Source organism: Gemmiger sp., from assembly GCF_036306485.1.
In the GTDB taxonomy this organism is placed as follows: domain Bacteria; phylum Bacillota; class Clostridia; order Oscillospirales; family Ruminococcaceae; genus Gemmiger.
In genome coordinates, this window is record NZ_JAXJZK010000024.1 from 18,486 (window position 1) to 29,528 (window position 11,043).

The window sequence follows — 11,043 nt, forward strand, 5'->3', positions numbered from 1 at the left end:
GCAGCGACAGACAAAACGGCAGACAGGAATTTCCTGTCTGCCGTTTTTCGTTATTGGAAATCGGAGGCGGGCAGAATCCGGAACGCCACCTCATGCCCGTTGACGAGCTGGGAGCGGCGGCAGAAAAAGACCCGGCCGCGGCAATCCGAGCGCAGCGATTCCAGCACCTGCCCGGTGCAGGGGTTGAGAATCTCGCCCAGCAGCTCCTCCTTCTCCACCGCATCGCCGGGATGGCGGCGGCAGAGCATCAGCCCGCCCGCATGGGACAGAATGTTGTGCAGGGTGCTTTCCCGCAGAATCCGGGGCTCCCCGGCCGCCGGAAAATACTGCCGGTGCAGCAGCCCCTTGACGGCCAGGAACCGCAGGATGGACCCCACCGCCAGCCGGGCCGCATCCTCATCAATGCAGTCGGTGGAGGTGCTGTACAGCGAAAAGGCCTGGGTGTTCCAGATCTGCCAGTTGTAATTCAGCGTCGTGGTATCGTAGGCCCGGGGCGTGCGCAGCACAATGTAGGGCAGACCGAAGGCGGCCGCCTCCTCGATGTGCTGGTACCCGGTGTCCATCATCCGGACATGCGGCAGATGGTCGCCGGGCAGATAAAAACTGGTCAGATGCACGCCGTAGGTGTACCCCTGCAGCGCCTGGAAGATGTCCGCCGCAATGCGCTGGGTGGTTTCGCCCTGGTCGTAGCCGGGGAACATCCGGTTGATGTCTGTGTTGTCGGCTGCCCAGAACCGGCGCCCGACATTCATCGAAAACTGGTTCGCGCAGGGAATGACCAGAATCCCGCACTCCGGCGAAAGCTGATGCGAGGACTCGGCGGCCTTCAGCGCCTGGATCAGCTGCCCGCAGATGTACATCTGCTGGATTTCGTTGCCGCGCAGCGAACCCATCACGGCCAGGCTTTTCTGCCCGGGGTCCCCGAACCGCCAGGCCCGTACCTGCAGCGCAGGACGGTACGGCGTGTCAATGGTGAACAGAACTTCCTCTTTCATGATGCCGCTTCCTCCTTCCCACTGCCGTTCTTGTCCAGAATACGGGCAATCAGCGAGCCTTCATAGACGACCGGATATTCCCGCAGCGTGAACAGCAGCCCATCTGCCGGGCAGGGCAGGGTCTGCAGCACTTCGCCGGTCAGGGGATCTGCCACAATGCCCAGACGCTGGCCCCGGGTGACGTGGGAGGTGTGTTCCGCCGCGGGGATGAAGATGCCCGGACAGGGGGAATTGACGAAGGAAACATGATGGTCGGTGCTGACGATGGGCTCCCGGACCGGCTGTACCGGCCCCGTCCACATCCCCATCGAGGCCATCAGGCTGAGAATCCCCTCCAGCAGCTGGTCGCCGTACGCCCGTGTCAGCCGGTTGCCGACGCCCATCTCGACAACAAGCGTCGGGGTGTCCAGCGCATTCAGACTGTACGCCAGCGTGGATTCCAGCACCGTGGCGGCCGCATGAACCCAGATGAAATCCATGTTCAGCCGGCGGGCCATGGGCACCAGCCGGGCCGCCGTGTTGACGTTGATGCGCACCTGGGGAATCTCCCGCAGATAGATGTTGCTGGCATGGATGTCAATGACGGCATCGGCCCCTTTCAGGTCCGCCACCAGCCGGGCGGCAATGTACTCCGACATCGACCCGTCCTCGCTCCCGGGGAAGGTCCGGTTCATATCCAGATCGCACAGCGGGATGCCGCGCGTCATGGTGCTGATGCCCAGCGGGTTCATCGCCGGGTACAGCTCCACCGTCCCGCAGAGAAATTCGGGATGCTCCTGCAGCAGCCGGTTCAGACGCCAGACCACATACTGGCCCTCCAGCTCGTCACCGTGGGTTCCGGTCACAACACACAGCCGCTTGCCGCCGCTGCCCAGCCGGTTCTTGCGAATTGTCAGCTCCTCGTCCACCGCCAGCGGCAGACGAACCACTTCCTGTATCATAACAAAAACGTCCTTTCTGCACACGGCCGGGAAGGACGTTTCTCGCGCCGTTGCGAAATTTGATGCACAGTCTCACTGCTGTGCCGAGACACGCATAAAGACGGTCTGCTGCTGATCGGCACTGCCCACAAACACCCCTCGTTCCATCGGACAGTCCGCGAAATCCCGGCCGATGCCAAACCGCAGATAGGTTTCATCGGTCCATTGCAGCCGGGTGGGATCAAGCCCCACCCACTGCCCGTCCAGCCAGACCCTGCACCAGGCGTGGCTGGCACCCTGGCCCTCAGGCAGTCCGTTGGCATACTGGGCAGCGAGCCCGCAGCGGCGGGCCAGTGCCAGATAAATATGGGCAAAATCCTGGCACACCCCCTGCCCGGCGGCAAATGCCTGGGCGGCGGTGGTGGCTACGCCGGTGGAGCCGGGAACATAGGCCAGCCGGTCATGTACCGCCTGTGCCAGCGCCCAGGCTTTCTCCCGCGGGGCGTCCGGCAGCGCAAGCCCGTCCAGCCAGGCTTCCATCCCGGGACTCAGACCCGTGTAGGCGGAGGCCAGCCGGAATACCGGGTGACAGTACGCCGGACCGCGCCGGGCGTCATCCCGGCGGGCGGTGCCGCGCACGGTGTACCGGAAATGGTCGTGCGGCTCCTCGATGCGGCCGGACTGCAGCAGATTGCCGAATCCGTCCCGCTGGACCGTCACCGGAACCGGCGGGTCCAGCACCAGAGAGACATCCAGGATCTGCTGTTCGGGCAGATCGGGCGGCAGGCATCGCAGCACAAAACTGTGCTGCCGCACCGGCTCGCTGAATTCCAGCAGAATGTCGTATGCAAAATGTAGCAGAAGGCTCATAGAACAAACAGCCCTTCGACGGCGGAAAGCAGCTCGTTGCGGGGGACCGATGCCTCCTCCAGCGCACACCGCTCAAGGACCGCCATTGCCTGCGGCTGGGGCTTCAGGTCGGTTTTGTACAGCCGGTTCAGCAGCTTCTGCAATTCCCGGCCGGTCCGCTCGGACTGCCAGTCCAGCCGGAGCATCAGGCTCAGCCGCTCCACCAGACCGCCCGCCTTGGTGATGTTGCGGGCCTCCTCGTTGTCCACCGAATCGTCAAAACTGCCCCGGAATGCCATGATGTCATCCAGCACCCACTGCAGCGCCACCGCCGGCGACTCGCTGCCCGCGGCCAGCTCCATGGCGGACTGCGCCATCTGCAGATAGGCGAGCGTGGGGGAGGAGAGTGTCTCCCGCAGCACGATGCCGTTTCCCAGCATGGCGTCCACACAGGAGCGGACCGAGTTCGGCGAATCGGCGTCGAACAGATACCGGCGGCAGAAATCCCGCGCGTCGGTATAAGGGCAGGGAATGCCCAGCCGGCTGCAGAAGGACGGATAATCGATGGGCTGATCGTCGATCAGCTTGTCCAGCTCCCCGATCATGATCCGGATGGTGGCGTGTACCCGTTCGGAATACCGCCCCAGCCAGAACAGCCGGTTTTGTTTGCTCAATGTGACAGTACCCATGTGTCCTTGAATCCTCCTCCCTGCGACGAATTGACGATAAAGCTGTCCGGATTGCGGGAAAACCGGGTCAGGCCGCTGGGCCAGGCCACCGTTTTGTCCGCTCCGGAGAGCACAAAGGCCCGCAGATCCGCCTTGCGCTCCACTTCCTTGCCCCCGTCCATGATGGGCAGGTCCTGAAAATCAATGACCTCCTGGGCGATGAACCGGCGCGGCTGGGCGAGAATCGTGTCCCGCAGACTGGCCAGCTGCTCGGCGGTCAGCTTGCTGCCGAACACCACGCCGTACCCGCCGGCCTCGGCCACATCCTTGACGACCAGCGTGTCCAGATGCTCCAGAATGTAGGCCCGGTCCTTCTCGTCGAGGGGAAGGTAGGTGGGCGCGTTGCACAGGATGGGTTCCTCCTGCAGATAATACCGGATCATCTTGGGAACAAAATAATAAATTCCCTTGTCGTCCGCCACACCGTTGCCGAAGGCGTTCAGCACCGCCACATTGCCGGCCCGGTAGGCTGTCATCAGATTGGGAATCCCGATCAGGGAACTCGGCTCAAAACACAGCGGGTCCATGTATTCATCCGAGACCCGGCGGTAGATGGCGCCGACCTTTTCCTCGCCGTGGACGGACCGGTAATACAGCGTGCTGTCGTGCACGCAGAGATCTCCGGCCTCCGCCAGGACGGCCCCGGTCTTTTCGGCCAGGTAGGAGTGCTCAAAGTAAGCGGCGTTGTACCGCCCGGGGGTGAAGACCACATTGATGCCGCCGGTGTTCACGCTGTCCATCGTCTGGCGGAGCAGTTCGCCGTAATGGCGGTTGTCCACCACATGCCGGCGATGAAAGGTTTCGGGGCTGCACCGCCGGCACAGTTCCCGGGCAATGAGCGGATAGGAAGCCCCGGACGGAATCCGCAGGTTGTCCTCCAGCACATACCACACGCCGTCCTTGCCCTTGACCAGATCAATGCCGGAAATATGGCTGTATACGCCTTTCGGGGGCACGATGCCCTCGCACTGGGGCAGGTATCCCGGAGACCGGTAGACAAAGTCTTCCGGTACAATGCCGTCGGCCAGGATGCGCTTTTCGCTGTAAATGTCCCGCAAAAAACAATTCAGCGCCTGTACCCGCTGGATCAGTCCCTTTTGCAGACGATCCCATTCCTCCGCATCAATCGTGCGGGGAATGGGGTCAAAAGGGAATAGCCGTTCGTGGAACTCTCCATTCTTGTAGATGCCGAACTTCACGCCGTACCGTGCCAGCTGCTGGTTGATTTGCTGTTCATGTCGGATCAGATCATCCATGAATGTTTGTCCTCCTCACCATAAAGAAAAAAGCATGGCATCGGCGCTTTCCTGGCGCCAATGCCATGCTTTACTGTTTTCTAGTATAAAAGTACCGGGGACGTTTGTCAAGAGAAAACACCGAAGAACGCTCTTTGGCCCCACATGCGGTTACAGATAACTGGGCTCCTCGCGGCGGGTTCCGGCCAGCTCGGGATGATCCAGCACCGCGCCGGCGCCCAGCGCCACGCAGTCCAGCGGCGCCTCGGCGATGTGCACTTCAATGCCGGTCTCGTTCTGGATCAGACGATCCAGTCCCTTGAGCAGCGCACCGCCGCCCGAAAGCACGATGCCGCGGTCAATGATGTCGCTGGACAGCTCGGGCGGTGTGCATTCCAGCGTGTCCTTGATGGCCTCCACAATGCGCAGCAGACTCTCGCTCATCGCCTCGCGCACTTCCTCGCTGCGGATCAGGATGTCCTTGGGCAGGCCGTCCACCAGGTTGCGGCCCTTGATCTCCATTGTGGTCTCGCCGTGCTCGTCGTCCGGTTCGGGCGGGCAGGCGGACCCGATTTCCAGCTTGATCTGCTCGGCGGTGCGTTCGCCCACCAGCAGATTGTACTTGCGCTTGATGAAGCTGATGATGCTCTGGTCCAGCGCATCGCCGGCACAGCGCACACTGCGCGACGCCACAATGCCGGACAGGCTGATCACCGCCACCTCGGCGGTGCCGCCGCCAATATCGACGATCATGCTGCCGACCGGCTCGGAGGTGGGCAGACCCGCCCCGATGGCGGCAGCCATGGGCTCCTCGATCACCGTGACCTGACGGGCCCCGGCCTTGGCGGCGGCCTGCCGTACGGCACGGCGCTCCACCTCGGTCACGCCGGAAGGCACGCAGATCACGACCCGCGGACGCAGGAACAGGTGATTGCCGCACGCCTGCCGGATAAAGCTCTGCAGCATCGCGGCGGTGATGTCAAAGTCGGCAATCACGCCGTCCTTGAGCGGCCGCACGGCCAGGATGGAATTCGGCGCCGCGCCGATGATGGCTTTTGCCTCATGGCCGACACAGCGCACGCGCAGTTCGTCGCTGCGGGCATCCACCGCCACAACGCTGGGCTCGCGGATGATGATGCCGCGGCCCTTCATGTAGACCAGAGTGTTGGCGGTGCCCAGGTCGATGCCGATGTCTTTTGTGAACATATTGCGCAGTACCTCAATCATGTGCTGGAACCAAGTCTGTTGTTTTGCCATCGAATGTCTTCTCCTTTGTACGGCTGCCGCGCAAAGGAAAATCCGTCACAGCGCGCCGAACTGGCGGAGCAGCTGTGCAAGACGATGCACGGGCAGACCCATAATGTTGTAATAGCATCCCGCAATGCCGGAACACCAGACCGCTGCGCGGCCCTGAATGGCGTAGGCACCCGCCTTGTCGTAAGGTTCGGGGGTCCGCACATAGGCCAGCAGTTCGTCCTCGGGAATGGCGGCAAACTGTACGGCGGTGGTCTCCACCGTCGCGGCGGCCTCGGTGCCGCGGCAGACGCAGATGCCGGTGTGGACCCGGTGGGTCCGGCCGGACAGCGCCCGCAGCATCCGCAGTGCGTCCTCCTCGTCGCGGGGCTTTCCGAACACCTCGCCGTCGCAGTCCACGACGGTGTCGCAGCCGATCACCACGTCGTCGGGATATTCCTGTGCCACGGCGCGGGCCTTGGCGGTGGCCAGTGCCTGTGCCAGATGGGCGGGGGAATCCGCCCGGATGCGGCTTTCATCCACATCGCTGGCGACCACGCGGTAATCGCGTGTGATCAGAGCCATCAATTCCCGGCGGCGCGGGCTGCCGGAGGCAAGAATCAGGGACATGAGATGCTTCCTTTCGTGAAGATTATACGGCCCTGCGGGGGCGAAAGATGCCGAACGGCGTCACTGCTTTCCGGTGGAGCCGAAACCGCCCTCGCCGCGCCGGGTCTGCTGCAGGGCATCCGCCTCGACAAAGGCCGCCTGCCAGACGGGCGCCAGGCAGAGCTGGGCAATGCGTTCGCCGGGCTGGATGGTGTAGGGCTCCGCCCCCAGATTGATGACCGGAACCTTAAGCTCGCCGCGGTAATCGCTGTCCACGACGCCGACGCCGTTGGCCATGCACAGACCGTTGCGGATGGAAAGCCCGCTGCGCGCATAGACCAGCGCCACACAGTCCGCCCCGGGCAGTTCGATGGCCAGCCCGGTGGGGACCAGCATCCGCTGCATCGGCTCAACGGTCAGCGGCGCTTCAAGCGCCGCACACAGGTCCGCGGCCGCCGCGCCCGGTGTGGCGTAGGCGGGCACCCGGGCCAGGGGAGAGAGCTTGGTATATCGGATGATTTTTTCCTGCATAACAGATCCTTCTTGTGAGGGACCGGCGGGGCCGGCCGTTCAGTTGTTGGTATAGTATAACCCGCGGGTGAACTCCGCATCAAAGGGACGGCCTTCCAGCAGCAGGTCCATGACCTGCGCCACACGGGCGGGCGATTCCATCGTAAAGGCAGCCACGGCGAGGTCCACCGGCATCTCCCGCAGCCGGTCTCCCATATAAAGAGGTACCGGGTTGTAGACGGTGCGCATCCCGGCAAATCCGGGCGCCGAACAGCGGACGGGGAAATCCCGCCCCTTGCGGTCGCGCAGCCGTCCCTCGCCGCTGCAGCCCGCACAGCTGCGGACATTCTGCAGCGGGCAGGCGCGGGTCAGCATCAGCGGCAGATGCCCGTAGCACAGCGCCGCCGTCGGCATCGGGCTTCCGTCCTCGCCGGCGGGCACCGACCGCATGGCGGTCAGCGCCGTTTCGGGCTGCCACAGCATCCCGCGCAGATGCAGCCGGGTCCGGTATTCCTCGGCGGCAAAGGGGTTGGTGATATTCAGCCCCAGCCCGCCGTATACCGGCAGCGCGGTGGGATACCCCAGCTCCGCCAGATTGTTCGCCACCACGCCGGCAAAGCCCAGCGTTCCGGCCGCTGCCAGACGGTCCACCGTTTTCTGCTCGGTATGGCCGAACAGTGCGCGGGGCAGTTCAAGCAGCGTTCTGGCACGCAGCGCCTCGGGAACCCGGTCGGCCTCTTCCAGCGGAAAGACAAGCAGCCGCAGCCGGTCCAGTGCCGGACCGGACAGCTGTTCCAGCTGGCCGGCATCGGCAAAGCGTGCAGCCAGCTCCGGCACACCCGCAGCGGCGGGATAATGCGGCAGCGCAAAGGGGTGCACCGCCTTGGGCCGGGGCGCACTGCGTTTGGCAAGCAGCGTTTCCAGTGCCTGACGGCGCATCTCGTTCCATTCGCTGCCCGGCAGGAAGCCGCAGTCGGGCGGCAATGTGACATTCCCGGCCGCAAACGGCGTGCCGCCCGTCTTGCGCAGTGCCCGCTCAATGGCGGCAGACGGATCCCGCTCGGCGGGAACGGGGGCCGTCTTGCTGTACACAATGGCGCGGTTGCCGTCCCGGTCGCAGGCCGTCAGCTTGACGCCGTCCGGCTCGCAGTGAACCGTGAAGTCCACCGCAATGCGGGGCAGTTCGCGGCGGAACAGCTCCCGGGCCCGGGGCGCGGCCGCCCGGGTGGCCGCGGCATCCGCCTCGGTGCGGACGCCGAACATCTGCCCGCCGGGGCGCCCGGTGAGGTAGGCGTCGGAAAATCCCGAACGCGAAAAAATATCGCGAAGCAGCGTTTCATCGTAGGACTCGCCGTCCCGCTGGGCGCGGCAGGCCGCCACGGCTGCGGCGGCATACTCCGGGGTGCGCAGCCGGCCTTCAATCTTGACGCTGGCCACGCCGGCCTCCATCAGATCCCGCAGCCGGGGAACGAGATCCATGTCCTTCAGACTCAGATGGCAGGCCGTGCCCGGCTTGCCGGGCCGGAGTCCCGGCGTTGCGTCAAAGGGCAGACGGCAGGGCCCGGCACAGGCGCCGCGGTTGCCGCTTCGCCCGCCCAGAAACGCGCTCATCATGCACTGCCCGCTCATGGACATGCACATGGCGCCGTGGACAAACACTTCGCAGGGGATCGGGGACACCGCCGTGATGGCACGGATCTCCGCGAGGCTCAGTTCCCGCGCCAGGATAGCCCGGTCATAGCCCAGCTGTCCCAGAAGCACCGCCCCGCGGGGCGTGTGGATGCTCATCTGGGTGGAGGCGTGCAGATGCAGTTCCGGCGCAATGCGGCGGATCAAAGCCGCCGCGGCCAGATCGTCCACAATCACCGCGTCGGCGCCCGCCTCGGCCACGGCGCGCACGGCGTCGGCCAGACCGGCCAGCTCCCGCTCGTAGACCAGGGTGTTCAGCGTGACATGGACCGCCACGCCGCGGGCATGACAAAAACACACCGCCTCCCGCAGGGCCTGCGGTGTGAAATTTCCGGCACTGCGGCGGGCGTTGAATCCGTCCAGGCCGAGATAGACCGCGTCGGCCCCCGCAAAGACGGCGGCACGCAGCATCTCGGCGTTGCCGGCGGGGGCCAGAATCTCAAGAGGACCGGTCTTGGTTTGCGGCGAGCGCATCAGGTCTCCAGGTTCAGACGGCGGCGCAGCTCGTCCACCTTCTTGCGCAGGCTGGCGTTTTCACGGCGCAGCTCTTCCGCCGCCATCTTGGCGCTGGCCGCGTCCTCCAGATAATCCTTGATCTGGCGGCGCATGTTGTCGGCACTGCCGCTGGTCTTTTCCAGCTCATCGCGGTAGTTCAGCGCCGTCATGATGGCGGCGGTGGTGATGGACACCGAGTTGGAGGAACTCATCAGCTCGTTCATATCCAGATTCAGCCGTTCGGCCAGGTTCTGCATATAGTCTTCGCTTTCGTTGGTGGAAATCACATAGCTGGAGCCACAGATCGTCAGACGCACTTTGGTTGCCATAATCGTTAATCTCCTTTTCCAATGTTTTACATTATACCGAAATTTGTTCAACGCAAATTGTAATGAGCAAATATAGACACCTATATTATAGTATAAAATGCCCGGAAGAAAAAGCCCCTTTTGTGGAAAAATGCGAAAATCCAATATTGTAAACAAAAACCCTTGCGTTCAAAAATCTTTTTTACTATAATAATTATCGTGAGTCATTTTAACAGTAGTAAAAATGCCTCGGTATCCCGGTCGCAGCCGGGGTAAATCGTAGAGGTAAGGAGAATTTGTTTTGATGAAATATACCAAAAAAGAATTTGAAAAACTTCTCAAAGACAAAGTGGTCAGCGAATGCGGCGTTACGCTGGATGTTGCGAGCGCCGATCAGATTTACCGTTGCCTGGCTATGATTACCCGTCAGCTGATGTCGGACCGTCAGAAAGAATTCCAGGCCAAGACCCTGGGCCAGGGCAAGAAGCAGGTGTACTACCTGTGCATGGAGTTCCTGATGGGCCGCAGCCTGCGCACCAGCCTGTTCAACCTGGGCCTCAATGAGGTCGTCGAGGAAGTCCTGGCCGACGCTGACGTTAAGATTGATACGATTTACGAGCAGGAACCCGATGCGGGACTCGGCAACGGCGGCCTGGGCCGTCTGGCTGCCTGCTATCTGGATGGCATGGCCACCGACTGCATTCCCGGCACCGGCTACTCCATCCTCTATGAATACGGCATTTTCAAGCAGAAGATCGTGGACGGCTGGCAGCAGGAAACTGCCGACAACTGGCTGCCCGGCGGTCAGGTGTGGATCAAGAGCCACCCCGACCAGGCGCAGGAAATCCGCTTTGACGGCCAGGCCATCGAGACCTGGGAGGGCGGCTTCCACCACGTCAAGTACGAGAACTACAATTCTGTGATTGCCGTTCCCAACGATATGTATGTGGCCGGTTACGGCACGCAGGGCGTTTCCAAGCTGCGTCTGTGGCAGGCCAAGGCGCCGAGCTTCGATATGAGCAGCTTCAACGCCGGCAACTACAACACCGCCATCAGCCAGAGCGCTTCCGCCGAGCTGATTTCCAAGATCCTCTACCCCAATGACAACCATACCGAGGGCAAGATCCTGCGTCTGCGTCAGCAGTACTTCTTCAGCGCTGCCTCCATCGCGGACATCCTGGGCAACCACCTGAACCAGTACGGCACGCTGGACAACCTGCCCGACAAGGTGGCCATCCAGCTCAACGATACCCATCCCACGCTGGCCATCCCCGAGATGATGCGCATCCTGCTGGACGAGTGCGGCTTTGACTGGGATAAGGCCTTTGAGATCTGCCAGAAGGTCTTTGCCTACACCAACCACACCGTTATGGCCGAGGCTCTGGAGAAGTGGACCGTGGACATCTGCAAGATGACCCTGCCCCGCATCTACCAGATCGTGGTCGAGATGAACCGCCGTGCCCGCGAGGAGC

Annotated in this window: 11 protein-coding genes; 1 reads left to right on the forward strand and 10 read right to left on the reverse strand. The window is 62.8% G+C overall.

The genetic code is table 11. The features are described from left to right. Positions 1-50 precede the first annotated feature (50 nt). The 10 genes from U0L91_RS05270 to U0L91_RS05315 all read right to left on the reverse strand — a co-directional run bounded on the left by U0L91_RS05270 (position 51) and on the right by U0L91_RS05315 (position 9,592). Entirely contained in the window at positions 51-995 is a 945-nt protein-coding gene (locus U0L91_RS05270; RefSeq protein ID WP_330045160.1) for a M14 family metallopeptidase, read from the reverse strand. Further along, positions 992-1,936: a M14 family metallopeptidase gene (locus tag U0L91_RS05275; RefSeq protein ID WP_330045161.1), complete on the reverse strand. Its 945-nt coding sequence runs from the start codon at positions 1,934-1,936 to the stop codon at positions 992-994. Before U0L91_RS05275 ends, U0L91_RS05270 begins: the two co-directional genes overlap by 4 nt. 72 nt (positions 1,937-2,008) lie before the next feature. Further along, complete coding sequence (locus tag U0L91_RS05280; protein WP_330045162.1) at positions 2,009-2,785, reverse strand: transglutaminase family protein; 777 nt, start codon at positions 2,783-2,785, stop codon at positions 2,009-2,011. Next, on the reverse strand, positions 2,782-3,453 hold the full coding sequence (locus U0L91_RS05285) for an alpha-E domain-containing protein (RefSeq protein ID WP_330045163.1): 672 nt from the start codon (positions 3,451-3,453) through the stop codon (positions 2,782-2,784). The genes U0L91_RS05280 and U0L91_RS05285 overlap by 4 nt, the downstream gene beginning before the upstream one ends. Beyond that, on the reverse strand, positions 3,435-4,748 hold the full coding sequence (locus U0L91_RS05290; RefSeq protein WP_330045164.1) for a circularly permuted type 2 ATP-grasp protein: 1,314 nt from the start codon (positions 4,746-4,748) through the stop codon (positions 3,435-3,437). Before U0L91_RS05290 ends, U0L91_RS05285 begins: the two co-directional genes overlap by 19 nt. Positions 4,749-4,898: 150 nt before the next feature. Continuing rightward, on the reverse strand, positions 4,899-5,933 hold the full coding sequence (gene mreB / locus U0L91_RS05295; RefSeq protein ID WP_330045170.1) for a rod shape-determining protein: 1,035 nt from the start codon (positions 5,931-5,933) through the stop codon (positions 4,899-4,901). Positions 5,934-6,029: 96 nt separating this feature from the next. Beyond that, on the reverse strand, positions 6,030-6,590 hold the full coding sequence (locus U0L91_RS05300) for a Maf family protein (RefSeq protein WP_330045165.1): 561 nt from the start codon (positions 6,588-6,590) through the stop codon (positions 6,030-6,032). A gap of 60 nt (positions 6,591-6,650) precedes the next feature. Continuing rightward, the gene (gene dut / locus U0L91_RS05305) at positions 6,651-7,100 is read right to left on the reverse strand and encodes a dUTP diphosphatase (protein WP_330045166.1); all 450 of its coding nucleotides are present in this window, start codon (positions 7,098-7,100) and stop codon (positions 6,651-6,653) included. A 39-nt stretch (positions 7,101-7,139) separates the two neighbouring features. Further along, a complete protein-coding gene (locus U0L91_RS05310; protein WP_330045167.1) occupies positions 7,140-9,242 on the reverse strand; it encodes a peptidase U32 family protein in 2,103 nt (700 codons plus the stop codon). Continuing rightward, complete coding sequence (locus tag U0L91_RS05315) at positions 9,242-9,592, reverse strand: cell division protein ZapA (protein WP_330045168.1); 351 nt, start codon at positions 9,590-9,592, stop codon at positions 9,242-9,244. Before U0L91_RS05315 ends, U0L91_RS05310 begins: the two co-directional genes overlap by 1 nt. Before the next feature lie 283 nt (positions 9,593-9,875). Here U0L91_RS05315 and U0L91_RS05320 point away from each other — a divergent pair. Then, a partial coding sequence (locus U0L91_RS05320) for a glycogen/starch/alpha-glucan phosphorylase (RefSeq protein WP_330045169.1) occupies positions 9,876-11,043 on the forward strand: 1,168 nt, incomplete at its 3' end.

Bases quoted from the DNA above. Each gene is read 5' to 3' on its own strand.
- U0L91_RS05270 (WP_330045160.1), bottom strand. From the start codon at position 995: ATGAAAGAGGAAGTTCTGTTCACCATTGACACGCCGTACCGTCCTGCG.
- U0L91_RS05275 (WP_330045161.1), bottom strand. From the start codon at position 1,936: ATGATACAGGAAGTGGTTCGTCTGCCGCTGGCGGTGGACGAGGAGCTG.
- U0L91_RS05280 (WP_330045162.1), bottom strand. From the start codon at position 2,785: ATGAGCCTTCTGCTACATTTTGCATACGACATTCTGCTGGAATTCAGC.
- U0L91_RS05285 (WP_330045163.1), bottom strand. From the start codon at position 3,453: ATGGGTACTGTCACATTGAGCAAACAAAACCGGCTGTTCTGGCTGGGG.
- U0L91_RS05290 (WP_330045164.1), bottom strand. From the start codon at position 4,748: ATGGATGATCTGATCCGACATGAACAGCAAATCAACCAGCAGCTGGCA.
- mreB (WP_330045170.1), bottom strand. From the start codon at position 5,933: ATGTTCACAAAAGACATCGGCATCGACCTGGGCACCGCCAACACTCTG.
- U0L91_RS05300 (WP_330045165.1), bottom strand. From the start codon at position 6,590: ATGTCCCTGATTCTTGCCTCCGGCAGCCCGCGCCGCCGGGAATTGATG.
- dut (WP_330045166.1), bottom strand. From the start codon at position 7,100: ATGCAGGAAAAAATCATCCGATATACCAAGCTCTCTCCCCTGGCCCGG.
- U0L91_RS05310 (WP_330045167.1), bottom strand. From the start codon at position 9,242: ATGCGCTCGCCGCAAACCAAGACCGGTCCTCTTGAGATTCTGGCCCCC.
- U0L91_RS05315 (WP_330045168.1), bottom strand. From the start codon at position 9,592: ATGGCAACCAAAGTGCGTCTGACGATCTGTGGCTCCAGCTATGTGATT.